The 24,394-nt window shown below is 45.0% G+C and carries 24 protein-coding genes, 2 tRNA genes and 1 pseudogene; 15 read left to right on the forward strand and 12 right to left on the reverse strand.

What is annotated here, in order from left to right; translation table 11 throughout:
• Positions 1-218 precede the first annotated feature (218 nt).
• The 7 genes and pseudogenes from DFQ01_RS05095 to DFQ01_RS05125 all read left to right on the forward strand — a co-directional run bounded on the left by DFQ01_RS05095 (position 219) and on the right by DFQ01_RS05125 (position 8,861).
• Positions 219-1,780: pseudogene (locus DFQ01_RS05095) on the forward strand (IS1182 family transposase).
• Positions 1,781-2,134: 354 nt separating this feature from the next.
• Positions 2,135-2,737: a hypothetical protein gene (locus DFQ01_RS05100; protein ID WP_110042819.1), complete on the forward strand. Its 603-nt coding sequence runs from the start codon at positions 2,135-2,137 to the stop codon at positions 2,735-2,737.
• Between the two features lie 28 nt (positions 2,738-2,765).
• Positions 2,766-4,103, forward strand: a complete 1,338-nt coding sequence (locus tag DFQ01_RS05105; RefSeq protein ID WP_110042820.1) for a hypothetical protein — start codon at positions 2,766-2,768, stop codon at positions 4,101-4,103.
• 377 nt (positions 4,104-4,480) lie between these two features.
• The gene (locus DFQ01_RS31345) at positions 4,481-4,831 is read left to right on the forward strand and encodes a hypothetical protein (protein WP_219993690.1); all 351 of its coding nucleotides are present in this window, start codon (positions 4,481-4,483) and stop codon (positions 4,829-4,831) included.
• Between the two features lie 174 nt (positions 4,832-5,005).
• On the forward strand, positions 5,006-6,448 hold the full coding sequence (locus DFQ01_RS05115; RefSeq protein ID WP_245946546.1) for an LA2681 family HEPN domain-containing protein: 1,443 nt from the start codon (positions 5,006-5,008) through the stop codon (positions 6,446-6,448).
• Between the two features lie 94 nt (positions 6,449-6,542).
• A complete protein-coding gene (locus DFQ01_RS05120; protein ID WP_110042822.1) occupies positions 6,543-7,601 on the forward strand; it encodes a hypothetical protein in 1,059 nt (352 codons plus the stop codon).
• 75 nt (positions 7,602-7,676) lie between these two features.
• Positions 7,677-8,861 carry a M48 family metallopeptidase gene (locus DFQ01_RS05125; protein ID WP_110042823.1) on the forward strand — a complete coding sequence of 395 codons (1,185 nt, stop codon included), beginning with the start codon at positions 7,677-7,679 and terminating at the stop codon, positions 8,859-8,861.
• A gap of 634 nt (positions 8,862-9,495) precedes the next feature.
• On the opposite strand, the gene DFQ01_RS05130 is transcribed toward DFQ01_RS05125, so the two are convergent.
• The gene (locus tag DFQ01_RS05130) at positions 9,496-10,254 is read right to left on the reverse strand and encodes a GTP pyrophosphokinase (RefSeq protein WP_110042824.1); all 759 of its coding nucleotides are present in this window, start codon (positions 10,252-10,254) and stop codon (positions 9,496-9,498) included.
• Between the two features lie 128 nt (positions 10,255-10,382).
• Between DFQ01_RS05130 and DFQ01_RS05135 the strand changes: the two genes are divergently transcribed.
• Positions 10,383-11,075, forward strand: a complete 693-nt coding sequence (locus DFQ01_RS05135; RefSeq protein ID WP_425452361.1) for a uracil-DNA glycosylase — start codon at positions 10,383-10,385, stop codon at positions 11,073-11,075.
• Between the two features lie 94 nt (positions 11,076-11,169).
• On the opposite strand, the gene DFQ01_RS05140 is transcribed toward DFQ01_RS05135, so the two are convergent.
• The 6 genes from DFQ01_RS05140 to DFQ01_RS05165 all read right to left on the reverse strand — a co-directional run bounded on the left by DFQ01_RS05140 (position 11,170) and on the right by DFQ01_RS05165 (position 13,898).
• The gene (locus DFQ01_RS05140) at positions 11,170-12,219 is read right to left on the reverse strand and encodes an S-layer homology domain-containing protein (RefSeq protein ID WP_110042826.1); all 1,050 of its coding nucleotides are present in this window, start codon (positions 12,217-12,219) and stop codon (positions 11,170-11,172) included.
• 141 nt (positions 12,220-12,360) lie between these two features.
• Positions 12,361-12,699: a L,D-transpeptidase gene (locus tag DFQ01_RS05145; RefSeq protein ID WP_110042827.1), complete on the reverse strand. Its 339-nt coding sequence runs from the start codon at positions 12,697-12,699 to the stop codon at positions 12,361-12,363.
• Positions 12,700-12,750: 51 nt separating this feature from the next.
• Positions 12,751-13,197 carry a CBO0543 family protein gene (locus DFQ01_RS32090; protein ID WP_110042828.1) on the reverse strand — a complete coding sequence of 149 codons (447 nt, stop codon included), beginning with the start codon at positions 13,195-13,197 and terminating at the stop codon, positions 12,751-12,753.
• A gap of 156 nt (positions 13,198-13,353) precedes the next feature.
• Positions 13,354-13,426 (reverse strand) — tRNA-Val (locus DFQ01_RS05155).
• A gap of 32 nt (positions 13,427-13,458) precedes the next feature.
• Positions 13,459-13,534, reverse strand: a tRNA-Val gene (locus DFQ01_RS05160).
• Positions 13,535-13,706: 172 nt separating this feature from the next.
• Positions 13,707-13,898: a DUF2524 domain-containing protein gene (locus DFQ01_RS05165; protein ID WP_110042829.1), complete on the reverse strand. Its 192-nt coding sequence runs from the start codon at positions 13,896-13,898 to the stop codon at positions 13,707-13,709.
• Positions 13,899-14,062: 164 nt separating this feature from the next.
• Between DFQ01_RS05165 and DFQ01_RS30975 the strand changes: the two genes are divergently transcribed.
• Positions 14,063-14,227: a hypothetical protein gene (locus tag DFQ01_RS30975; protein WP_174812427.1), complete on the forward strand. Its 165-nt coding sequence runs from the start codon at positions 14,063-14,065 to the stop codon at positions 14,225-14,227.
• Positions 14,228-14,288: 61 nt separating this feature from the next.
• Complete coding sequence (locus tag DFQ01_RS05170) at positions 14,289-14,576, forward strand: hypothetical protein (protein WP_110042830.1); 288 nt, start codon at positions 14,289-14,291, stop codon at positions 14,574-14,576.
• 17 nt (positions 14,577-14,593) lie between these two features.
• On the opposite strand, the gene DFQ01_RS05175 is transcribed toward DFQ01_RS05170, so the two are convergent.
• Positions 14,594-15,328 (reverse strand): MBL fold metallo-hydrolase, encoded by a 735-nt coding sequence (locus DFQ01_RS05175; RefSeq protein WP_110042831.1) that lies wholly within the window; start codon positions 15,326-15,328, stop codon positions 14,594-14,596.
• A gap of 204 nt (positions 15,329-15,532) precedes the next feature.
• Between DFQ01_RS05175 and DFQ01_RS05180 the strand changes: the two genes are divergently transcribed.
• The 3 genes from DFQ01_RS05180 (at position 15,533) to DFQ01_RS05190 (ending at position 16,921) form a co-directional block, all read left to right on the forward strand.
• Positions 15,533-15,739 carry a hypothetical protein gene (locus DFQ01_RS05180; protein ID WP_110042832.1) on the forward strand — a complete coding sequence of 69 codons (207 nt, stop codon included), beginning with the start codon at positions 15,533-15,535 and terminating at the stop codon, positions 15,737-15,739.
• Positions 15,740-15,909: 170 nt separating this feature from the next.
• Positions 15,910-16,482, forward strand: coding sequence for a stalk domain-containing protein (locus tag DFQ01_RS05185; RefSeq protein WP_110042833.1), 573 nt, complete (start codon positions 15,910-15,912; stop codon positions 16,480-16,482).
• A 124-nt stretch (positions 16,483-16,606) separates the two neighbouring features.
• Positions 16,607-16,921 carry a DUF1292 domain-containing protein gene (locus DFQ01_RS05190; protein WP_110042834.1) on the forward strand — a complete coding sequence of 105 codons (315 nt, stop codon included), beginning with the start codon at positions 16,607-16,609 and terminating at the stop codon, positions 16,919-16,921.
• A 62-nt stretch (positions 16,922-16,983) separates the two neighbouring features.
• Here the strand turns inward: DFQ01_RS05190 and DFQ01_RS05195 are convergent, their stop codons facing one another.
• Together DFQ01_RS05195 and DFQ01_RS05200 are read right to left on the reverse strand one after the other, a co-directional pair.
• Positions 16,984-17,424 (reverse strand): DUF1885 family protein, encoded by a 441-nt coding sequence (locus DFQ01_RS05195; protein WP_110042835.1) that lies wholly within the window; start codon positions 17,422-17,424, stop codon positions 16,984-16,986.
• A gap of 140 nt (positions 17,425-17,564) precedes the next feature.
• On the reverse strand, positions 17,565-19,034 hold the full coding sequence (locus tag DFQ01_RS05200; RefSeq protein WP_110043252.1) for an aminotransferase class I/II-fold pyridoxal phosphate-dependent enzyme: 1,470 nt from the start codon (positions 19,032-19,034) through the stop codon (positions 17,565-17,567).
• 148 nt (positions 19,035-19,182) lie between these two features.
• On the opposite strand from DFQ01_RS05200, the gene DFQ01_RS05205 reads away from it, so the two are divergent.
• Positions 19,183-20,439, forward strand: a complete 1,257-nt coding sequence (locus tag DFQ01_RS05205; RefSeq protein WP_110043253.1) for an MFS transporter — start codon at positions 19,183-19,185, stop codon at positions 20,437-20,439.
• 21 nt (positions 20,440-20,460) lie between these two features.
• Positions 20,461-21,651, forward strand: coding sequence for an MFS transporter (locus DFQ01_RS05210; RefSeq protein ID WP_110042836.1), 1,191 nt, complete (start codon positions 20,461-20,463; stop codon positions 21,649-21,651).
• 223 nt (positions 21,652-21,874) lie between these two features.
• Here DFQ01_RS05210 and DFQ01_RS05215 read toward each other — a convergent pair whose 3' ends face one another.
• Together DFQ01_RS05215 and DFQ01_RS05220 are read right to left on the reverse strand one after the other, a co-directional pair.
• Entirely contained in the window at positions 21,875-22,582 is a 708-nt protein-coding gene (locus tag DFQ01_RS05215; protein WP_110042837.1) for a thioesterase II family protein, read from the reverse strand.
• A 34-nt stretch (positions 22,583-22,616) separates the two neighbouring features.
• On the reverse strand, positions 22,617-24,335 hold the full coding sequence (locus DFQ01_RS05220) for an ABC transporter ATP-binding protein (RefSeq protein WP_110043254.1): 1,719 nt from the start codon (positions 24,333-24,335) through the stop codon (positions 22,617-22,619).
• Positions 24,336-24,394: the final 59 nt, after the last annotated feature.

Consider the following 24,394-nt stretch of genomic DNA (forward strand, 5'->3'; position numbering starts at 1 on the left):
ACCACCTTCATCTCCTCATTCGTATTCTTTCATGGATGAAATCCTGCGAATTAGCGAGCTTGAGCAAGAAAACTGAATCTTAAGGAGGGAGGCGACCGCTGACGCTTCTTCAGAATCATTCGTCTGCTCCGCTGCTGGCTTGGTTTTAGACAAACAAAAAGAAACAGCCTTTTGGTAAAATGGAAGTACCACCAACCATTCCAAAGGAGCTGTTTCTTTTGTACATCCAATATACCATGGACCAACTCTGCTTGCCAATGGATCTCGAAGAGGACATTCCCTCGAATCACCTCGTTCGTGTCGTCAATGCTGCCGTAAATCGGCTGGACGACAAGATCTTCGCCAGTGCTTATCCTGGCGGTGGCCGAGACAGTTACCATCCCAAAATGCTCACCAAAGTCATTATCTACGCCTACACTCAGCGGATTTACTCCTCTCGTCTCATCGAAAAGGCTGTTCGCGAGAACATCATGTTCATGTGGCTTGCAGGCAGGCAACGTCCAGATTTCCGCACGATCAATCGTTTCCGTTCCGAGCGGATGAAGAATGTGCTGGAAGACGTGTTCACGGCTGTGTTGCAGTTTCTTGTTGAAGAAAAATACATAAAGCTTGAACATTACTTCGTCGATGGTACAAAGATCGAAGCCAATGCGAATCGGTACACCTTCGTTTGGGGCAAAGCCGTCGTGAAGCAAAAAGCCAAACTGCAAGAGAAAGTACAGACATTGTTTGCTGCTATCGAAGCAGCGGAGATTGCCGAAGAACAAGAATATCAAGGAAAAGCGCTTCCTGAACTAGGCGGCGACGCCTCTTCCGTCACAAGTGAGAAACTCGACGAAGCCATTGAGCGTCTGGAAGTAAAGCTTCAAGAACGGCCGAAAGACAAACCACTGAAAAAGCGGTTCGCATTCTTCGCAAGGATTTGCTACCTCGCCTTCAAAGATATGAGTACCAACAAGAGGTTCTTGGCGATCGCAACAGTTATAGCAAGACGGATAAAGATGCCACCTTCATGCGTATGAAAGAAGATCATATGCGCAATGGTCAACTTAAGCCTGGTTACAATGTACAGATCGGAACTGAAAATCAATTCATTATTAACTACAGCTTGCACCAACGACCAACGGACACACGCTGTTTGAAACCGCATCTGGAGAAAGCTAAAGCAACGCTCGGCCAGCTACCGAGGACCATCATCGCCGATGCAGGATACGGCAGTGAAGAAAACTACGCGTATTTGGAAAACGAAAACCTTGAAGCCTTAGTCAAATACAGCACCTATCACAAAGAGAAATCGAGAAACTGGCAGAAAGACATCAGCAAGGTAGACAATTGGCAGTACAATGAAGTTGAAGATACATGGACATGTGCGGCCGGGCATAAGCTCTTGTATCGCTACGAAAGCAAAGAGAAAACAGAAAGTGGATATGTAATTAGAAGACGTCATTACCGAAGTCAAAGTTGTGAAGGATGTCCGCTCAAAGCGAATTGCACGAAAGCTCAGGGGAACCGGGAAATTAGCGTTAGCTTCCGATACATGCGTTACAAAGAACAGGCACGGGAAAAGCTTCGGAGCGAAGAAGGTTACGCATTATCAGTAAGACGAATGATCGAACCGGAGAGTGTGTTTGGGCAAATAAAGAATAACCGGGGATTCCGGCGGTTTCTGCTTCGAGGCATGCAAAAAGTAAGCCTTGAGGTCGGGTGGCTTTCGCTTGCCCATAATCTGCTCAAGAAGGTAGCAGTGGATAGAAAAATAGAAAAGACGGTTCAGGAATGACTACCCTGAACCGTCTTTTCTTGCTTTTTTCAATAAATTGGGCTGAATTATAAGTAAGTTGGCCTACTTTTGGGATAGCCCCTCTCTATGCATATAGCGCCTCTCGCGAGGACTACCTATCATGCATAGGTATCAGATATATAATATTCTTAACTCTGCTTATTTTCCGGACTTATAGTCCTAAATTGTGTCCTAAAGAAAAGGGAAATGACGGAATTGAGCGAATTTTAAATGATAATGTAATTTTTGGTTCGTTTTGAAATCCATAGGTGAACAACTCTGCTGACTGAGCCAATATGATATAAATATCGTTTCAAAAATCATCTCACAAGAAAGAACTCGGGAGTGACTGTTTTGGAGAATGAAATAATAGCGATTGCGAGTAGGCTACTAGCTTCAGAAGAGATACGGAATATACAACTTCTATGTAAAAATCGCGACAACCTGTTTTTGGAAATTATAAAAATAGATATGAAATTGGGTGGCGTAGGAATTCATAATATTAACAAGGGAAACACTGGGCGATACGAAATTAAGGATCGAGATATATTTCGGCCAATTCAATATATTTATGCATACTTAAAAATGCAGCCTGGCGATTTCGACTGGGTAACTAGAGAAATAATCCATATGAGTGGCCTACATTTAGAATCTTTAGTAAAGAGGTTGTTTAACATCGATAGATTTCCTCTGGGTCAAGCTCTAGCATTACCGCTCGCCAAACTAAAACTTGAAAGACAATTGTATTTAAATCTAAAGGGAATAATAAAGCCATATAATAGTGCTAAGCATCATTTAGATCATAAAAAGGATACGCATTTATTTAGTGTAGAGTGTGCCTTACTTTATTATTTATCAGTAAGGAAGATATCACTGAAGCTTATGCCTATAGTACATCTGTATACATCTGCAGAAATATGGGATACATTGGATATTGATTCAACAAATTTAATATAAAAACCTTTATTTTGAGGTGAAGTGTCCTATGGGGAGACTAATAAAAATACATGAGATTGATGAGTTTAATGAGATCATCAATATTCCTGATGCATCAATAAGCGATGAGATTCTCACGAATGTTTTAAATCTGGATGAAGAAATGGAACTAGAACAATTTACGAGAGACATTCTTTACGATCCTAATAATACTCCTCATGGCCCAGTTGAAATTGCAGACATCCTAACAACTTTGTGTGTACGAGGAGAAAAAAAGAACACCGCCTTTGTGTTGAAAGGAAAAAGCTATAAAAAAGTGACAAGCCGTGAAGTATCCCATCAGTTCTTGAAACTTCGTCAACTACCGGATATTGGATTAATTGTATTTGGGGCGGTAGGTAATATTTATGACGATGCTCAAAGGGATTTTATAACAACCGCGATGGATATAGGCTGTGACTATTTGATAGTCGATGCACATGATTGGGCACGATTATTTATTGCATATGAAAAGATTTGTCCTAAAGATGGATTACCTTATAGGGAGCATGGAATTTGTATTGCTGGGCATCAAAGGGAGACAAGAATCAAGCTTGAATGGGAGACAACGGATAAAGCAAGATATACCATTGTACAGCATATGGATGTCTCTACTGGTATGGCAAAAAGATATAGTGCAATTATTCGGATGGATCGTCATTACTCCAGAGAAGTTATCAGAAATATCATTCAGAAAGCAACCTTGGAAGTAAAAGAGAGTACGTATTATAAGAATGAACGAACTAAAGAAAGATGGGGTAATACTCCGGCACATGTTGTTTGGCTTTATATTGCTCACGATCATGAAGACATTCAAACAACAAACTGGGTATGCCGTTCATCATGGATCTATCCTGATTTGCCTGCTACTTATCGTCCGGTCAGCTTAGGTGGAGACGAAGTTGTAGAGGGCATTGAAATCAAGTGGAATGATGGTTACAAGTCATTTAAAGGATTCGTTGAAAGCCATTTAGGATCGAAAGAAGAAGTTATTGAACTTGCTGAACTACTTATAGGTGAAATGCTTCCTTATGCTACTCTGGCAGTAGAGCAATACAAAAAATATCAGTCTAAAAGCATCGAGAAAGAAGAGTTTATTAGGTGTATCAAGTCACTTAGACCAAAGGTCAGTCAGCTATATCTGAAAGCGGGAAATATGCCGATACCACCATCTGAGTGCAAAGACTTCAGCGAAGAGTGCCAAAACATCTACGCTACGATTGATAACATGTATTTGTATGTAACAGATGATTTTGACCAAGGAAAAGAGTGGTTATTTACAAAGGCAATAATAGACTTAAGTAAAGAGCTTCAACGATTAGAGTTTGAGAGGAGGAAATTTCGCTAGTCAAAGCTAAGCAGACATTAGGCATCCGCTATAACGATGAAACTTCTTTAGCATGGTTGCTGACTTAGTGTATATATTTAATGAAAATGAGTTGATGGAGTTTATGGATAAGCGAGTATTCGTATTTGATGAAACAAATATAGTGAATAGAAACTCGTATCATTCACTCGATTTACAATCGTATACCCATCTAAGAGGGTATCATGCGTGTCGTCCTAATCTTATAGAAAGTTATTTAGAAAAAGGAATTGTCCCTATTAATGAAAATGATGCACTTAATCATGCGTTATATTTATTGCAAGATGAAGGGATTAATGAAAAAAAGATTATTCAAGTATTCACTTCCCATTGGTCAAGCTTAATAGAATCTCAGAAGTGTGTTTTGGCTTTCACTGACAAGAAATCAGCTTCTTGATAGTTGTGGGCATTATTTAATATATGGCAGCGAGTTTATCTGTGGTATAGCAGCGGAGCTTAATTGTCAGTATGTTTTAAAAAATAAAGGCATTCCTACAATTTTTCATTGCGATGTGCCACTTGAAAAGATTCCATCGAATTACATTGCGGATTTAAACAGGCAAATTCAAAATGGAAATGGTAATAATTGCGGATTTAAAATTTTCGGAGCGGTTACCAGAGATCAAATAATAAATTATGAGAATCCAGATAAAATTTTCGATCCTCTCAATAGGTTTTTACCGTATAGATTTAAAGAAATTTTTGAATAACTAACTCCAATATACGTAGAGCCACATTAAGGGGGGAGTAAGATTCCTATAAATAAAGATGTTGATATAATTGCACAGATTGCAGATCAAGCTTTTGACCAGAAAAATATTCAAACTTTAAAAAGTATAGCGGAAGATAGTCTTGAAAAGCTTATTTCACCTGAATATTCCGTATTGGATAGAGCAATATTGGCGTACCACGGTGCAACTTCTTATGCTAATTATATTGCAATAGTTCATAATGGCGTAATGCAATATTCTGAAGAAAATAATAATGAAGCTGACTTTGAGTTCTGCATATATTTATACAGAAGAAGTCTGGAGTATTTTAGAGCTTTTAGAGAAGACGGTGATTTATGGGATAAGGCCGATGATGAAGATATACAATATTATTCGAGTTATTTGCAAATGTTGTATGTTAATTATGCAAATGACCTAAATCGATGTGGGAGATTGTTACAATCCATTTCACAATTAAAGCATGGAGTTGCTAGTCGCTTTTCCATGGCAGTTGGAAATATGGCAACTAAATTGATCACTTACGCGCAATATGACTACGACATTGGACATAGTCGTATCTTTTTTAACGAGGCCTACCAATTATTACGAGAGACACTAGAAGGGGCGTTGCATGAAGATGCAAAACTCGTGTTTTTAAGGCAAAAAGTATGGCTAGAGGAAAATTTCCCTGAAGATTTTTTAAGAGAACCATATAATTTTGAAGACATATCATTGGGAGAGACAAGTGAAGAGAAGAATTATAGAATGTGGTGTTTAGAGAACACATTGTTCCTAAATACCCTTAATGATGCTTTTTACTATTCATTGGTTGCTCATGATTGCATTCATCTTCCTGACATTGTTACAGATATTCATGTGGGCTTTAAATTTCACGGACTGTTCAATCAATTGAAGCAAGAATATGTTTCCGCTAGGTTTATGATTTATGATGGGCTACATAACCGAGGAGGACATTACTCAGACAGAGACGTTTTTATGTACAATACGCTTGACTATCCTATTTACGGATTAAATATCGAAATGGTTAAGTGTGCATTTAGGAGCTTATATTCCCTATTCGACCGAATAGCATTTTTCATTAACGATTATTTTGAGCTTGGCATTAAGGGACGAGACGTATCTTATAAAAGTATTTGGGAAAGAAGAAAAGGAGGAAAAGGTGGATATGAATATGCTTTGGATTTGAAGAAAGCAATGTCGGGAGCAGATACTTATAACCTTCCGCTAATAGGGTTATACTGGCTGTTTAAAGATGTAGGAAAGAAAGAGATTAAGCACGACTATTTGGAACCAGCTATCAAGCAGATTGTAGATATAAGGCATGCACTCGAACATCGTTATTTTAAATTACACGATTCAATGTTCGTTCCTTGTGAAGAACCAGCATTAAGTGATACATTGGCTAAATCTGTAGATATTGATGTTTTCAAAAATACTTGTATGCAATTGTTACGGTATTCGAGAGAAGCAATTATACTGTTAGTCTTAGCTGTCCATCGAGAGGAACGGCTAAGAAATGAGCAAAGAGATATAGATAAGTTTGTCGCACCTATGTTTTTGGATAAATTTGAAGATGCTTGGAAGCAGATATTTTAGAAAGTAAAAATATCTGGACGGAATGCTACCTATGGTGCTTGAAAGATAATCACATAATACGGTAATGTACCTCAAATGGAGTCGGGTGATAGCTATGAGCTTTTTAGTATTGGATGATGATGAGTACAGTTTCATTTGGGAAACCTTGTGTGAATTACAACTAATCTTTCATCCGAGTTATTCCCGTGAAGGAAATATAGATTACAAGGAACTATTACATGTAAAAAATTCAAAAAGAATCATTGTAATGCTTGACAGAAATCTGTTGAGTGGCTTGTTAAAGCTTTCTCGTGATGGTTATCTAAATGATGAACAAGAGATGCGAATAATCGCATTGTTGATGACATGGATGATTATGAATAATTTTCCTGCAAGCGCAGGACTCGCATTGAAAGAGTATGCTACTAAAATAAATGACATAATTGAGCCCAAAAGGGAACTGAGAGAATTTAACAATATTTTTGATTACTACCCAAGTATGATGTGGCTGCGTTTAGCCGAAGCGGCTATAGATAGAATTCCTGTGTGTCCCCTGCCGACTGAACCTTTTATTACAGAAATTGAATATAATGAAGATGACGATCACCTGCTAATGCACATTGCAGAAATGCTTTATGTTGTATATTTATGTAGACGGCCAGAACTATCGCCAGTCGAAAAGATGTTGGATTTTTTAATATGGAACTATAAATATTTATTAATCTGTGAGAGCACCTTGGTTTATACAGCAATGCTGTTTACAAATCAATCAGGAATTAAAGCCCCTAAAAATTCTGGCAGTAATGACATTGAAAAAATACTGACCGGGTGCAGAAATCAAGCGTGGGATCTTAATTATTTATCAAATTGGAGTAGCTTTCATTATTACGAAAAAACTATGGATGAGATTTTTATGTTTGCAACTAATGATATTCTACTAAAGAGAATATTTATTAATACTTATGCTGATGGTGGCGTAGGGGCGCTGATTGAAGCCGTATTTTCCAAAAGTGATTCCCAGAAAATATTCGATGCAATAAATTTCAATCAAGGAAACAGGATAAAACCGGACTTCGGCGTAAACCCAAAAATATACTTGCGCCAATTAATTGAACAAGAAAAACATAGGGTAATGGAAATTATAAGTGATAGAGGACATTTTAGCTATCAATAATACCTATAAGGAATACATGATGCAGAAAATATTACCTTCTTAATTATGTCAGCCTAAGGATTGTCGGAGGGAAATATGGGCTTACTCTACTCCATTAGCTTTTTACTGGGGAATTTTTCGGGAACTGGTCGTTTGATTCATTTTTTAATTGGAATCAAAAATAGAAAGAATCGAGAAAAGAACATTAACTGGTTGGCGATTGTTTCATTAGTGTGGATTCATTTAGCGCCTGCTGTCGTACTATTCTTCATTTATCAGCCCCAATTAAGCTGGATTCAGCACGTATTAATATTAGTGGCTTCATTAGTAGTGGGCTTTAAATGGACTGGCTCATGGGCTCAGACTACAGATGAGTTGGAGAAAGTGATTTTAGGGGAACACGAGATACGAAGAAACGAAAAAACAAGTATAGAACAAATTTGGAGAAACTCCTTAGCAGGCATCGTTAAGTACTTTCGTGAAATCTATGCAAGAATGTTCCCTTATAAAGTGTGGCTTAAAAGCTATATAAGGTTTCGTACGAGAGAAGAAGACGATAGAGCCGTAAAGATATTACAAGAACTATGTCAAGAAATTGATATTTCAAATGTAATCCTTTGTGTGTTTCCTGGTGATCATACGCAAGGATACGCTATATTGAAACCAAGGTTTAAAAAAGGTCTTTCTTTCGTAGTTATCTCATCTTTTGCATCGGAGAAACTATCCTATGATGAGCTACGTGCATTGATAGCTCACGAACTAATGCATATTCACAATAAAGACTACTATTCCAATAATTCACTATTTTCTATGGGGACGATCTTCTGCTTTATATTTGGAACTATGCTTTATGCATCTTTGATTGATTTATTTCTTCGGATTGTTCCCTTAATCGCATTATTCTTAGTAATAATCCTCCCAGTTTTGCTAATAGCGTTTATTTTTGTTGTTTTGTATTTTCTTCAAAGCAAACATGGATATTGGTTTCAAATTAGGGAACTACGTGCAGATAGAAAAAGTTGTAAGCTATCAGGCAACATGCGAGAGGGGATGCTCAAATTACTAGAGCGATTAAAGGTTGAAGAAGTGGCCGAAGACTCTAACACAATGTGGTTTCAAAAATATTATTTAAGATACAATCGTTGGCACTTCCATCCTAGTATCGAATACCGGATAAAAAAGATACAAGAGTATCAAGAGTGGTCATATAAAGATTATTTCAAATTGTTCTTTCAAACAATTAAATGGGTATTAACGGGGAAGGGATGGAGCGGTTCTTGAATTGAACTAATAAGGAAGTCCTTGCAATAAGAAAGTGAGATAATGTGGTGTAAAGTAAATAATGATGAGAGTGTATCGTTGGCTAAAAATAGTTCTGCAATAATAAAAAAAAAGCAGGACCGCAGGGTGCTGGTCTATCATTTCTTGCTAACATTTTTGCTAACATAGCTCCGTATGCAAGCTCCTGAACGTAGAGGGCATGGAACACAAAAAAGTGCCTTTAACCCGTATGGTTAAAGGATTTTCGCTCGATTTTTTTATGGTGTAGAAGAGGTGCTATGAAGGCTAGTCCTAGACTTAAAATCCTGCGATGGGTGGGGTTCGACCCCCGTCCTCGGCACCACTTGTTTTATGTTAAGTACATAATGAATGAAATACATAAAACTCTTTTCTTCCTATGAAGGAGAGAGTTTTTTATTTTAATCTATGAAGCTCTATCAATTCTCATAAAGGGTGTATTAGCGTAAATCAACCGTAATAAACGAACTTTTATATTCTCTATTCAAGAAAGCTCTGACTGTTATTTGCGGTCGGAAGTACGCTCGTAATGGACGGCGAATTCATCCACTAATCCGTACACAAAAAACCTCCACAGCTGCTCAGCAGCCGTGGAGGTTTCTCTATCCCAATCAATCTATTCCTTCGTCTCTTCCACGATCAAATCCAGCAGCGAGCTTGGCAGCGAGAACTGCTGATTACTAATCGTAATACGCTTGATCATTTCGCTCTCGCTGGCAGCGTTCGCTTCCTTGATCTCGGAGATCTCGCGGTGCAGCTGCTCCATTTGTTTATCCAGCGCGTTGGCGGAGTCGGCAGCGGATTTCAACTCTTCTAACAGATGTTGAGGGACGGCTGCGTTGTATTTATAGAAAATTTTATGCTCTAAGCTCGCCCAGAAATCCATGGCGATCGTACGAATTTGTATCTCGACGCATACATGCTCCATCCCGTCGGACATATAGACAGGCACTTCAACAAGCATGTGAAGGCTTTGATAGCCGTTTGGTTTCGGATGTTTGATGTAGTCCTTCGTTTCGATAATGCGCAGGTCATGCTGGCGGCGCAGCATGTCGCTGATCCGATAAATATCGGAGATGAACGAGCACGTGATACGAATTCCGGCGATATCTTTAATATTGCGCTTCATGCTATCAAGCGACAGCTCGCAGCCTTTGCGGAACAGCTTGTTCATCATGCTCTCAGGCGATTTCAGGCGCGACTTGGTATGTTCAATCGGGTTGTAATCATGCAAAAGATGAAATTCTTCCTTCAAGATTTCGATCTTCGTCTCCATCTCGTCCAGGGCGAACTTGTACACCATTAAGAAACGGGTAATTTTATTTTTAAAATGTTTCAGCTGCTCAAGTTGATCAATCTGATTTTGCGAATTCATGGAATCGCTCCTCTCTCTCCTAAGAGCATATTACACTTGGTTATGGTAAATCAAATCATATTCGCTTCATTGTCACAACATGTTCATGTTCGATATACTTAAGCTATCAGCAGTGATGGGGTGAGGACGTGTTAATGATCAAACAACAGGATTGGAACAACAAGCTGAAGGATGAGCTGGCGCAGCCGTATTATAGGCAGCTCATGCAGATGTTGGACGAGCAATACGCGAGTGAGACCGTGTATCCGACAAGGGAACAGTTGTTTCACGCGCTGGAATATACGCCATATGAAGAGGTGCGGGTTGTCATCCTAGGACAAGACCCTTACCATGGACCAGGCCAAGCGAACGGACTTAGCTTCTCTGTGCCCGTAGGCGTACGTATTCCTCCTTCACTACGTAACATCTATAAGGAGCTGCAGGCAGACATCGGCTGCGAGGTGCCGGATCATGGGTCGCTGACCGCATGGGCTAAGCAGGGCGTTCTACTGCTCAACAGCGTGCTGTCGGTGCAGGATGGGAAGCCGAACTCCCACAAGGGGCTCGGATGGGAACAATTCACCGATGCGGTCATCGCCGCATTAAACGAACGCAAGGCGCCGGTCGTATTCATTCTGTGGGGCAGCTACGCACAGCAGAAGGCTTCATCTATTAATACGGATAAACATGGCGTTATCTCATCCGTACATCCAAGTCCACTTGCCGCGCGCAAAGGATTTTTCGGCAGCCGCCCGTTTACGAAGACAAACGAGTTTCTTACGAGCTGGGGGCAGCAGCCAATTGATTGGCGTATCCCAAGCGCAGCGGAGTTAAGCGAATAACGTATTTTTGCAAAAAAAGAGCGCATCGTCTGCAATCCGCCTATCGCCAGAGAGCGAGTGGGAGGTTGCAGCGCGATGCGCTCTTTTAATACCATTAGGCACCGATTGGAACAGCTGGAGCTTCACTGCTGCTGACGGAAGAATCCGTGTTCGGCTCCGAGCTTACCGCTGTATTCGGGAAACCTGTTGAGCCCGTCGTGCCACCGCCGCTGCTGCTAGTGCTGCTATCGCTTGTAAGGACGATCTGAGGCTCATAGGAAGCGTCTACATAGGTCACAGCCTTGAGTTCCGTAATGACCTGCGCATACATGCGGTCAGGGTCGGGTTGTACGATCTCCACATTGATGCGTGCTTTGCTGCCTTCGAACTGGATCGAGGCAATGCGTATGCCGTAACCAGGGTGAGGAACCGTTGCCGTTACCGTTACTTCATTGACCGACTTATTAACGGGATTAACGGACAGCTGCAAGTTATAAGCGTCTGTAGGCTCGGTGCTGCCCGTATTATCCGCGTCGTGAGCCTTGGCGAACGCAAGCCCGTCATACAGCCAGCTGGCAGCTTCGCTGCGAGTGAGCTTGTTGGTCGGGTGGAACGATTGCTTATCGTCGAGCTTCACAACTTGCGAGATGATAAGCTTTTGCACACTGTCCATATAAGTAGGGTTGATGTCGTCGCCATCGTTAATTTGCACGAACAGCTCGATGAAGGCGATGTCGCGATCGCGAATGATCGACTTGAACAAATGATGGGCGAACTGCTCACGCGTCATCGCAGCAGCAGGATTAACGTCTCTTGGCACCTCAAGACCGGCTGCATGAGCGATGATAAAGGCGGGTGCGTACCAAGCGTCATTTTTAACATGCGTGTAGTAGTCGCTCGCTTCTGGTTTCTTGATGTACACATTCGTATCCTTCAGCTCAAAGCCTTTCACTAGCATGCTGATGCCTTCCGCATACGTGATCTTATCGTTCGGACGGAACTTGCCGCCGCCTCCGGAGAGGATTCCTTGCTTCTGAAGGCTGGCGATTTTGTCTGCGTTCACGTCGCTCTGTGTATCGGAGAAAGCGAAGACGGATTGTCCGATGAGGAGGAGAAGGCTGGTCATTAACGCGATCAGAAGAGGAAATTTCAAAGTCTTCTTCATGGTTAGGCTCCTTTCGATGATCGTATTTGAATAACTTGACGTGCCTTATGTATGGAATGTTGCAGTTCATTTGTAGGTTTGTGTCCTATCGTTAATCCAGACGGAAGCGGGCGGCCTCCATCTGGATTCGGTGCTGCAAGGTTAGGGACGTATCGTCACGCGTGTGCCGATTGGAACAAGGGTGGACAGCTCAATGACATCTTGGTTGTACATTCGGATACAGCCATGCGACACCATATGGCCAATGGAGGACGGATCGTTCGTGCCATGGATGCCATAGTGAGGCTTTGATAAGCCCATCCAGAATACGCCGAAAGGCCCGCCGGGGTTAGGCTGCTTATTGATGATACGATACTCGCCGGTCGGCGTTACCGTCAGCATTTTGCCAATGCCAACAGGGAAAGCGCGTGTCACAACATCTCCATCGAGCAAATATAGACGGCGATCGGACAGATCGACGATGATTCGGTAATTCGGCATAAGAAATCCCTCCGCCATATCCTATGCGAGATGGGGAGAGAGGTAGCGGATCTAATGAATTGTATTAATAACTCTCATTTTCTTGAAAAACCAGAGATAGCAGCCGTAGGACAATAATAATGTGATCAATATGGTGATAAAACTCCAATACCACGACCATCTGGTGTACGTAATTAGTTCCGTATTTTCTTCAAGCAGGACTTCTACAATCGTCATGCCTGTCGAGAAGGATAAGGTATACATTGTTTTCGCGAGCCAACTCTTGTCGGAAGGGAAGTGTACATTAAATATTGCGCTTAAGGATGGAAACACGAAGAACTCGAATGTAAAGCTGGTCTTATACACATTGTTAAGGAGTCCAACGGGGTATTCGATTAGGTTGCCTTCAGCGACTAACGCAGCAAACAACCAGCAAGAAACTTGCATGAACAAGAAACTTAATTGAGCGTTCTTGAAGTTATTGAGCTTGATACATACAAGTAGAAGTATAGCTGTCATGATCCATACGGACCAAAATTAGTTTATCCATGTCTCCGATTATTGGCAGGAATGAAGAAGCTTAATCAGGAGCAGTCGTGAGCAATGGGAGAGGTGATGATACAACGAAAAAACCACGATTCTTGTTATTACAAGACATCGTGGTTTTTACTGTAATGATCTGTAGTGGGCTCGAACCACTGACCCCTACCCTGTCAAGATAGTGCTCTCCCAGCTGAGCTAACAGATCATAATGGGTATTTAACTGTTTTAAAAAAGATATGGTGATCTGTAGTGGGCTCGAACCACTGACCCCTACCCTGTCAAGATAGTGCTCTCCCAGCTGAGCTAACAGATCACGTTGCAATTGAAGCGACATGAAATAATATATCACGCCAGAATAGCGTTGTCTACTCTTTTTCTGCGCAAATTATCCAAAAAAATAAATAACCCCATTAATGACTCACCTCATGAACAATAGAAGCCGCTCAATGAGCGGCTTCAACCACATGCTCAACCATTAACCTACATTAAGACTGCTCATGTGGGATGTCGCACTTATTACGAATAAACCGGATTTGATTCTCCAGCCGGTTCACCTCTTGCTGCTCCTCGTCGGATAGAGGATGTTGTGCTTGCAGGTTTTGCAGCTCACTGATGAGTGCAGGCAGATCGCTGGATGCACTGGAGCAGTCGTAATTCGATTCTAAATTGTGAGTCATCGTAGAAGGTACTCCTTTCGAATCGCTATTGGGTTGGTCTAAGGAACAGCCATTAGTATGACTCGAAGCGATAACGCTATTCGCGAAATTGTAAGATTTGGTCGTTCTAGAGAAACTGTCCGCCGCATATTGTTATAGAAAGCGCATGGGAGGCGGAAGTTTCAATGGCGGAGGAATACGCCCACTTGATTGTCTGGTTAATTGGCTTGTTCGGAATTGTTGGCGTTGTCATTGGGAATGTGGCGCGATTTGTAATCAAGGATTCACTTGCCTATGATGAGGCATTCGTCTGGCGAAGAAAGCTTCCGAAAAACAATGGACGAGATTGAGGAAGCTCTTATCGGGATATACTAGCGAACATCACGAGCGACGTCTAATGGAGGAATAACGTTGAAATTTATGCAATCGGCATGGTTCGGCGCAGCCCTTGGAAGTGCGGCTGCGCTGCTTTTGTGTGTCATGGCTTCTCGCGCGGTGCATCCATATGGTTGGTTCGAAGCTCGCCAGTCCAGTACAGCACATCACAGTCAATTGACAGTACGCGAAGATGTTTATGGCAGTCGGGTTCGAGAAGACGTATACGGCGAGCCAAGAATCGAACAAGGCGGCATCAACTCGCCAAGCAATCGGGTGGACAAGCTGTATTCACCAACATTAACCGATGAAGGGTTGAAGTAGATTGGTTGTTTGCGCCGTTAAATATCGTATGTTTTCCCTTGCTCGACGAAGGACATAGGACCTGTTCGTCCGACATACTCCGGCATCGTGTCACCGTAGTGCATCAAACGGATGATGGATTGGATGTGCGCCGGCAGTGTGAGCAGCTCGTCCAAACAAGCGTGAACCGTCCCGGGAGCAGTAAGCTGGCAGTCGTGAAAGATGTGGCGTACACCGCGTTCATCCACTAGCTGCTGCAGCAGCCCCGGGTTGAAAATCATATCCGCGCTATAGAAGAACTGCTCATTAATCAGGAATGAATAGCTCAGCCGGCCCTCGATATGCTCGGTTCGGATTGGTTCGATGACTAGGCCGGGCGCAAGCTCGGCCGGCTCACCTACCGTAAGCTCCCGCACCTCGAAGAAGTCGTCCAACGATTGCAATGCACCTTGAACAAGTCCGCCTTTAAGAGTATGCTCCCACAGCGGATCACGAAGCGGGGCAGGGATGTACAAGACCGGTGTACGCTGATGGACGAACTTCATTTGAAACGCAAGCTCCTCTAGTCCCCCTACATGATCAGCATGCGTATGGCTGATGAGCACCGCATCCAAATCACCGAATGCAATATCCAGCTTATGCAGCGCGGATGGTGCTGTTATGCCGCAATCAACGAGCAGCCGATAACCGTCCACCTCGATAATCGCATTATTGTTGTTGTACGCGTTGGCGAATGCACTGCCTGTCCCAATCATCGTAATTGAAACTGACACCTCTTAATACCTCCTCGATTTGAAGCCAATTCCAGAGTGTTCCTTCATCCTAGCATGCAGGGTACCCATCATGCTATCTATACGATTGCCTATATGTTACTTGCCTATCAACAGCTAAGCCCATTGTGGGTACGCGTCCGCATTGACCTTCATATGATGGTGATAGATCCGCCATGAATATACGAGCGAAGGTGTTGGACTTCTATGAGCAAGGGTAAAGCGAAAGCATCGAAGAAGAAGAAAAAATCAGCATCGGACCGCAAACAGGCCTTTTTAAAGCTGGTCCTGTCAGACACCTGTGCCGTCTGCAAGACGCCTTGCGCACGCGGCATGCAGTATTGGGAGCGAATGCAAGAGCCTGGCGCGATCGGCAAAGGCATCCCATGTCCGTTAACGAAACACTATCAGTAACGGGTAATCTTCGGTTGTTCCATTTCCCGGGGAAGCGCGAAATTCTACAGGTTGTGACACCTTTAGCGTCGGAACGACTTTTGTTCATATTTCGTTCATAAACCAGCGCAACTTTACCTAGTAAGGGGAGTATAACCTTTCATCAGACATGCGATGGAGGGTTTACATCTATGAAGTTGAGGAAGGTGCTCATTGCACTGATGCTGCTGTCCGTATGGGGAGGAAGTATGATTTTCGCTGATGCCACTGTACAGAAGGTGCGAGTTATTGTAAATGGTAGCGAACTAGACGAAAACGGAGTACTGCAGGATGGCAAGACCTACTTGCCGCTTCGCCAAATTGCCAACACGCTGCAGGCGCTCACCACGTGGGATGAGAATACGAAGAAAGTAACCGTCTACAAACCGAATGTGCACATGTTCTTGTTCAAAGCATCGGACAAAGAAGTGACGTTCGGCAACGTAGATAAAAATAACCGCGTATCGTTCATGGTGTTCGCTCAAATCGATAACCTGCTGACTAGTGTCTCTGCGGTGAAAATATCGATCTTTGACCCATTCGGCAATGAGAAAATCATCCAGCAGCAAGCGGTTAATGTGACGAAGGACAATTTCTGGTTCCGTACGAGCGATTTCAAATATTTCTTTGATTCTGCCGGCAAATACTCGGTTCGTTTCTTCATGAAGGCGAACGATAACGATGATTGGGGCCAGGTGTCGGAGAAGATCATAACTGTACAATAATGACTAGCGCCGGCTGACTCTGTTCAGTCGGTGTTTTGCGTTTGACCACATGGGGCGAACATGTTACGATACGAGGGTATATGCGCCTAACGGCGTATTAATGAGCGAAATGGGGTAAAGACACATGAGCGAACACGAACATCAACATGGTGATGATTGCGGTTGCGGCCACGATCATGAGCATGAAGAGCATGTATTTGTAATGACGGATGAAGACGGTACAGAGCGTGAGATGGTAATGGTCTACACGTTTGAATCGGAAGAGCAAGTATACGCTGTTCTGATCGACCGTAACAATCCTGAAGAAGACGGTCTCATCTTCCGTATCGAAGAAGAGAACGAAGAAGCGTTCCTCGTTGGCATCGAAGATGATGCTGAATGGGATCGCGTTACGAAAGTTTACGAAGAAATTGCTGCTGCAGAAAACAGCAAAGAATAGTAACGAACGTAACAAACCGCCTGCGGCTTCTGCTGCAGGCGGTTTTTTTCGTACTGATATGTCTATAGTTTGCGTGGATTGAAATACATAACACGTCCGTTAAATAGCGTCAGTTCGGCCTTCAGCCGTTGTGCGATAAATCGGCATAGCTCGTTAGCTTTGCTCTTATCGCCATGCGTTGCACCATTCGGAAGGACGATCTGTACCGTTGGACAGCTGCCAGCTTCAGATTGTTCATTTGGAGTTATCGTGTTTAACGCGATATGTCGATAGCGGGAAGCTTTGCCTCGTAAGTACAGCCATGTCGGCTCACTGCTGGAAGGCTCGACGACCTTCTCGATGGTGTAAGGAAATGCAGCATCTTCATACTCCCAATTTAGCTGATGACCCGTTCGTTTCAACGCATCCTGATACAATTCCAGCGATTGTTCCAGCTCATCTAATGTGATGCCTGACGGAGCAGCCGAGCCTTGAACCAGCCGAATGTAAGCGTGATTCCCCATCTTCGCACACCTCCTACAAGCATCATAGCATGGCCAGGGAAAAGCTGACAATGACAGCTGCTGCATGCACAAATAAGCCGCCCTGCAGCGCGCACGAAGGCAGCATTTGCAGGACGGCTTTCCTTTCACCAAGCTAACGATTAGAAGATCGCTTCTTCGTCAGCAATTACTTTCACGAATTGAATCGTACGGTCTTCCGGACCTTTGACTGGCAATCCGACTTCCACGTGATCGACGATATAATCGATGTTCTCCTGCGAGATGACTTCACCTGGCAGAAGAATCGGGATGCCCGGCGGATAAACATAAATAAATTCTGCAATAATGCGTCCAGCCGACTCTTTGAACGGAATAACTTCTGTATCCTCGTAGAACGCGTCGCGCGGCGTGAGCGCCAAATGCGGAATTTCTGGAATTTTGACCACAAGCTCTTTCACTTCGCCCTTCGAATGGAACTCGTCGGACATGGTGCGAAGGGCATGAATGAGCTTCTCTGCCGTTTCTTGGGTATCTCCAGTCGTAATCAGGCACAAAATGTTATACATATCGCTCATCTCAACCTCGAGATTGTAACGGTCACGCAGCCAGTTCTCTGCTTCGTAGCCCGTAATGCCGAGATGGCGGACATGGATCGTTACTTTGGTTGGATCATGGTCATACGTTGCTTCTCCACCAAGGATGTCTTCACCGAAGGAGTACAGGTCTTTAATCTTATTCACTTCTGCGCGTACGTATTGGGCAAGCTCAATCGCACGTTCTGCCATTTCATGTCCGTTGAGAGCAAGGTGACGGCGGGAAGTATCGAGTGAAGCAAGCAAAATATACGAAGTCGACGTAGTCGTCAGCATACTGATAATCGTTTGAATGCGAGTAGGATTTACACGACCGGCGCGAACGTTCAGCACGGAGCTCTGTGTCATCGAACCGCCCAGCTTGTGCACGCTTGTTGCAGCCATATCGGCGCCTGCTTGCATAGCGGACATTGGCAGCTTCTCATGGAAATGAATGAGCACGCCGTGTGCTTCGTCAACGAGTACAGGCACGTCGTAGCTGTGGACCAGATCTACGATTTCTTTCAAGTTAGCGCAGATGCCATAATACGTCGGGTTGATCACGAGTACAGCTTTCGCATCCGGATGTTTATCCAGCGCGCGGCGTACGGAGCGGGTCGTAATGCCGTGATCAATACCGAGATTGCTGTCACGGGCAGGCGAGATGAATACAGGGCGAGCACCAGAGAGAATGATCGCGGACATAACCGATTTATGTATGTTACGCGGCACGATAATTTTCTCGCCGGGACCGCATACCGACATAATCATGGTCATGATGGCATTGCTTGTACCTTGGACGGAAAAAAAGGTATAATCGGCTCCGAAGGCATCTGCTGCCAATTTTTGCGATTGTTCGATAACGCCTGTCGGTTGATGCAAATCGTCCAGTGGTGCGATATTAATTAAGTCAATCGATAACGCATTATCACCGATAAAATCCCGGAATTCAGGGTCACTGCCCATGCCTTTCTTATGTCCGGGAATATGGAATTGTAAAGGATTTTGCTCCGCATGGCGGCGAAGCGCACTGAAGAGCGGAGTCTTGTTATGATCCATCGCTTCATCCCAGCCTTTCATCTAGCCTCGTAGTTACAAACAAAGTTGAGTATAGCAAAAACAGGGGGGAATGCAAGCAAGTTTTTGGCCGGTGGCTGACAGCTGGTTGGACAGCAACCTGAACTTGGATTTAGGAAAGGAGTTTCACATGTCGATAAGTACCGCTGTTACAGGAAGAAGAGTGCTGACTTCCCCGTTTGTTATTCAATTGCTTATTATTATGTTTTTCGTTGAGTTCGTGAAGGGTGCGCTTATGGTTTCCATTCTCCCTGTCTATATGGGCACGGTGCTTGGATTGTCGGCTTATGCGGTCGGCTGGGCGCTTGCGCTTCAATATATAGGAGATAATGCGTTCCGCAGTCCGCTTGGCTGGATTATCGACAGAGTCGGCTACAGAATGGTTATGCTGACTGGCGTGCTGCTTACATTCGCGGCTGTTATCATCGTAGCCGTCACGGATGATATGCCTTGGATCATCTGCGCTTGCTTGTTAATTGGCGTTGGTACGTCCCCTTTATGGCCTTGTGTGATTACAGGAGCGACAGCTGTTGCTGGATCTGAAGCAAGCGGCACGATCATGAGTGTCGTCTACATGGCTTGGCTGACAGGGGTTGGGGCAGGACCGATTGTCATTAATTTCTTCATTGTTCATACATACGAGCCGGCGTTTAAGCTGCTCATCGTGCTCATGGTGATTGCAATATTGGTAACGATCTTCCTTCCTGGACGGAAGCAGTCCAGAGCGATCGAGGGACGCGAGGAGCATTCAGACAAGGATCGCGGACATCACGCTCGACCAATGGGAGAGCGGATTCGGGCTTATTTGGCCAAAGTGAGCAGTTCCATGCACGCCAGTAAGCTGCTCTATCCCGCGATGTTTATGCAGAACTTCTCATTAGGCTTACTTGTACCTGTGTTAACGCTTTACGCGCGTACGGTATTGCATTTAGAACCTGCGCAATACAGTTTGTACATGCTTGCAGGCGGCGCCTTTACGGTGCTTGGCCTCATGCCTGTCGGTAAAGCGGTAGACAAATACGGCACAAGATGGTTTCTGCATATCGGGTTCCCATGTGCGGCTATTTCGCTTACGCTGCTTGGCTATACACGAGACATTCTTCTCGTGCTGCCGGTTGTCGCATTCGTTGGCTTGAGCTATGCCTTTATTATCCCTTCTTGGAACGCGCTTATTGCAGAGGCGATTCCGAAGGAAGAACGGGGCGCGGTATGGGGCTTTTTCTTAACGATTGAAGGCGCAGGCATGGTGTTTGGTTCGATTCTGTCGGGCAAAATGTGGGACACCTACGGGCCGCACTCGCCGTTCCTCGTGAGTGGTGTCGTGCTTGTGACGCTGTTCGTTCTTCATTTGTTCATTACACGCAAGTCGGCTGTTATGGTACGATAATCAGATGGAGGGATTGACCAAATGAAAGACAAACGTCTGCTTATCGTTATGGCAACGCTTATGATTACATTCGTTGGCTTCGGCATTATTATACCGGTTATGCCGGAGCTCATCCTGGCGACAAACACGGGGTCAGCAGAGCTGCATACCGGGTTCATGCTCGCTATCTATTCGGCTGTCTCGTTCGTGCTATCCCCGCTGTGGGGCGGACTATCAGACCGAATTGGCCGTCGTCCGGTCATTTTAACCGGTGTCTTGGGCTTCGCTGTCAGCTTCCTGTTATTTGGTCTTGCACCAGGCAACCTGCCGCTTATGTATGCTTCGCGTGTATTAGGCGGCTTGTTCTCGGGTGCTGTTACATCGGTAATTGTCGCTTACGTTGCGGATATTACACCGCCGGAGCAGCGGACGAAAGGGATGGGGCTCGTCGGTATGTCGATCGGCCTTGGTTTTACAATCGGGCCCGGCTTCGGGGGGCTGCTCAGCGAGGTGTCGCTGGAGACGCCGTTTTATGTTGCAGCCGGCCTGGCCGCAATCACATTCCTGCTCGCATGGGCGAAGCTGAGCGAATCGCTTGCGCCAGAGCGCCGACGTTCCGCAACGGAGAAGAAGCCTTCCCGTTGGACGGCGTTCACGGGGCCGCTCAAATATTTGTACGTGCTCGCTTATGTCGTGTCGTTCTCGCTTGCAGGCATGGAAGCCACGCTGCAGTTTTTTGGAATCCAGCGTTTTGATGTAACGCCAGGGCAGGTAGGCTTCATGTTCTTCATTTGCGGCTTTGTTGGCGCGCTCATCCAAGGTGGCGTCGTTCGCAGACGAATCAAGAAAGGCGAGGAGCCGAAGTACATTATGCTTGGCTTAATTATTTCGGCGATTGGCTTCTTCCTGCTGCTGTTCTCGCATTCGCTCGGATGGGCAACGATGTCGCTCGCCGTATTCGGTATCGGCAACGCACTCATTCGGCCTTGCGTGACCTCGCTGATTACACAGAAGACGACGGTCGGACAAGGTGTCGCATCGGGACTCAGCTCGTCCATGGACAGCCTCGGCCGGATTACAGGCCCGCTGCTGGGCGCATTCCTGTTCGGCTTGAATCTACAGCTGCCCTACGTCGTTGGCGGCGTTCTATCGCTAGCGGCACTCGCGCTTCTTGCACAGTTTAGACGGCTGGATCATCAGCATGCGCATGATCCGCATACGAAGACGGCGTAGAGGCGGCTTAGGAATAGAACATCATAATCGCACCTAGGCTTAGCAGAAGCCGGCTCGGATGTCCCTGCGAGGACATATCGAGCCGGTTTTTCATATTGAAAAGAGGGAAACAGTAGGCAGCTAAGCTTTCCAAGACATGAGGGACCCGTAGGGTTAAATAGAAAAGACAAGCTCCCTGACTTCTATCGGGGAGCTTGTCTTAATCTGGATACATGTAATGAAGTTATCGCTTAATGGCGGATATGATAGCTTTTAATGCTTGGCATACTTCGTCTGCGCATTGATTAATGAACAAGTGGCCGCCGTCAAAATTATAACTCTTCAGGCTATGGGCTGTATATTGGCCCCATTCGGCTACTTCTTCCTCCGACATTAGCCCATCGTGAATGCCTCGAAACGTGTATATGGGGCACGTTAGCTGCTTGTTCGTGTCAGCAGCCTCGTATTGCTCGACCATTCGGAAATCGTTTCTTAGCATCGGGATGAATAAAGGGAGTACGCTTTCGAGCTCTCGGGGGATGCCTCCCATAGCAATAATCCGCTCTTTGAAAAGTTGGTCCGGCAGCTCATGTACAATCTGCTCAAGCGGTAGGTGCGGCGGCTTCTTGGCGGACATTACAATCCCAAGCAGATCCGCGCCTTGATTTGACGTTAACAGTCGTTGTCCGACTTCGTACGCGATCAATGCGCCCATGCTGTGTCCGAATAGAACGACAGGCGCCCTGCCGCCCCCAAGCGCTGCCATGATCCGAGTCATGACATCGTCGACAGCCTCTGCCAAGGTCGAACAAGGCTTTTCCTTCGACCTCGTTCCTCTCCCCGGCATTTCGATGCTTAGAAGCTGTATATCCGGACCTAACAGATGCCCCCATTCTTTAAAGACAGAAGCTGTTCCTCCCGCATAGGGGAAGCAAATCAACGTACATGTCATGCTCGGCCAGCTCCTATTCCCTCATAATCCACAATCAACCGCTTCTAAATTGGGCGGTGTACAACCGGCTGTACAATCCATTGCCGGTGACCAATTCATTGTGATGCCCTTGCTCGCTGATTCCCTTATCCGTTACGACTATAATACGATCGGCGTTCTTTATCGTCGCCAGTCTGTGCGCAATAATTAATGTGGTTCTCCCCTTCGATAACTCATCCAACGATTGCTGAATGAGCAGCTCGGTTTCTGTATCGAGTGCCGACGTCGCCTCGTCGAGTATCAAGATAGGTGGGTTCTTTAGAAACATTCTTGCGATAGCAACCCGCTGCTTCTGTCCTCCCGAGAGCTTGACACCTCGCTCGCCAATGACCGTATCAAGCCCGTCGGGCTGCGATCGAATAAAGTCGTCGATCCGGGCTCTTCGTGCCGCTTCCCAGATTTCGGCTTCCCCCGCATTCAACATGCCATAAGCGATGTTATCCCGAAGCGTACCGGAGAACAAGAAGACGTCCTGCTGGACTACGCCGATATTCGTACGCAGGCAATTCAGCGACAAGTCTTTGATGTCGATGCCGTCGAGCGTAATGACGCCTTGGCCGGGATCGTAGAATCGCGGCAGCAGGCTGCAGATCGTACTTTTGCCTGCGCCGGAAGGTCCGACGAAGGCTACCGTTTCTCCGGCCCTGATCGAGAAGCTGACGTTGCTCAGTACGTTGGCATGGCCTTCGTATCCGAACGTAATATTTTTATAATGGATGTCCCCTCTGACGCTAGGGAGGTTAATGGCATCGGGAGCTTCCCTAATATCAGGCACCTCGTCGATAATCTCCAGGTAGCGCTTGAAGCCTGCGACTCCCTTGGTATACGACTCTAATGCGGTATTCAATTTGTTAATCGGTTGATACAACAGATTGGTCAAGAGCAGGAAGCTGATAAACTCACCGTAGCTCATTTTGTCGTTAATGACGAACCACGCGCCGCATAACATCGCGAAAACAGAAACCATTCGGGTCAGCATATAGCTGATCGAGAAGTTTTTGGCCATAATTTTATAGCCCTTCATTTTGGTCACGAAAAACTTCTTGTTATTCTCGGCGAATAGCGATTTCTCGTATGCCTCGTTCGCGAATGCTTGCACGACACGGATGCCGCCAATATTGTCTTCGACTCTTGCGTTGATGCTAGCAATATCCGAGAACATATGATTATAGGCCAGCGTCATTCGCTGGAAGAATAGTCCGGCAAGCCATAGCAGCAGCGGAACGATAATAAACGTCATGATCGCCAGCTGCCAGTTGATATACATCATTAAGGTAAACGAACCAACCAGCGTCATTCCTGCTATAAAAATATCCTCCGGACCATGGTGTGCCAGCTCGCCAATATCCAAGAGGTCGTTCGTGATTCGGGTTGTCAAATTACCAGTCTTATTGTTGTCGTAGAATCGGAACGAAAGCCGTTGATATTGGTCGAACAGTTTCCTGCGCATATCCGTTTCGATCGAAATCCCGAACTGATGCCCCCAGTACGTAAATACATATTGAAGAACCGAACTGATGCCATATACGACGAGCAATCCGAGACAAGCCCATAGAATCAACTGAATGTCTCCGCTAGGAAGCAGATCGTCGATGACGTAATTGACGATTAGTGGGAAAGACAACTCTAATGCACCGCATAGCACGGCGCAGAAGAAATCGAGGTAGAACAATCCCTTGTAAGGCTTGGCATACGTATAGAAGCGCCGCAACAACTGAATCAACGATTAACACCTCGCATGATGTGAAGTAGATACCGACCTGCCAAGGAAGA

The organism is Paenibacillus cellulosilyticus (genome assembly GCF_003182255.1).
In the GTDB taxonomy this organism is placed as follows: Bacteria; Bacillota; Bacilli; order Paenibacillales; family Paenibacillaceae; genus Paenibacillus_T; species Paenibacillus_T cellulosilyticus.

What these genes read in the sequence shown, in the direction of transcription:
- DFQ01_RS05140 (WP_110042826.1), bottom strand. Translation starts at nt 12,219, where the DNA reads ATGAAGAAGACTTTGAAATTTCCTCTTCTGATCGCGTTAATGACCAGC.
- DFQ01_RS05190 (WP_110042834.1), top strand. Translation starts at nt 16,607, where the DNA reads ATGAGCGAACACGAACATCAACATGGTGATGATTGCGGTTGCGGCCAC.
- DFQ01_RS05130 (WP_110042824.1), bottom strand. Translation starts at nt 10,254, where the DNA reads ATGAATTCGCAAAATCAGATTGATCAACTTGAGCAGCTGAAACATTTT.
- DFQ01_RS05125 (WP_110042823.1), top strand. Translation starts at nt 7,677, where the DNA reads ATGGGCTTACTCTACTCCATTAGCTTTTTACTGGGGAATTTTTCGGGA.
- DFQ01_RS05105 (WP_110042820.1), top strand. Translation starts at nt 2,766, where the DNA reads ATGGGGAGACTAATAAAAATACATGAGATTGATGAGTTTAATGAGATC.
- DFQ01_RS30975 (WP_174812427.1), top strand. Translation starts at nt 14,063, where the DNA reads ATGGCGGAGGAATACGCCCACTTGATTGTCTGGTTAATTGGCTTGTTC.
- DFQ01_RS05215 (WP_110042837.1), bottom strand. Translation starts at nt 22,582, where the DNA reads ATGACATGTACGTTGATTTGCTTCCCCTATGCGGGAGGAACAGCTTCT.
- DFQ01_RS05210 (WP_110042836.1), top strand. Translation starts at nt 20,461, where the DNA reads ATGAAAGACAAACGTCTGCTTATCGTTATGGCAACGCTTATGATTACA.
- DFQ01_RS32090 (WP_110042828.1), bottom strand. Translation starts at nt 13,197, where the DNA reads ATGACAGCTATACTTCTACTTGTATGTATCAAGCTCAATAACTTCAAG.
- DFQ01_RS05120 (WP_110042822.1), top strand. Translation starts at nt 6,543, where the DNA reads ATGAGCTTTTTAGTATTGGATGATGATGAGTACAGTTTCATTTGGGAA.
- DFQ01_RS05205 (WP_110043253.1), top strand. Translation starts at nt 19,183, where the DNA reads ATGTCGATAAGTACCGCTGTTACAGGAAGAAGAGTGCTGACTTCCCCG.
- DFQ01_RS05200 (WP_110043252.1), bottom strand. Translation starts at nt 19,034, where the DNA reads ATGGATCATAACAAGACTCCGCTCTTCAGTGCGCTTCGCCGCCATGCG.
- DFQ01_RS05165 (WP_110042829.1), bottom strand. Translation starts at nt 13,898, where the DNA reads ATGACTCACAATTTAGAATCGAATTACGACTGCTCCAGTGCATCCAGC.
- DFQ01_RS05180 (WP_110042832.1), top strand. Translation starts at nt 15,533, where the DNA reads ATGAGCAAGGGTAAAGCGAAAGCATCGAAGAAGAAGAAAAAATCAGCA.
- DFQ01_RS05185 (WP_110042833.1), top strand. Translation starts at nt 15,910, where the DNA reads ATGAAGTTGAGGAAGGTGCTCATTGCACTGATGCTGCTGTCCGTATGG.
- DFQ01_RS05195 (WP_110042835.1), bottom strand. Translation starts at nt 17,424, where the DNA reads ATGGGGAATCACGCTTACATTCGGCTGGTTCAAGGCTCGGCTGCTCCG.
- DFQ01_RS05145 (WP_110042827.1), bottom strand. Translation starts at nt 12,699, where the DNA reads ATGCCGAATTACCGAATCATCGTCGATCTGTCCGATCGCCGTCTATAT.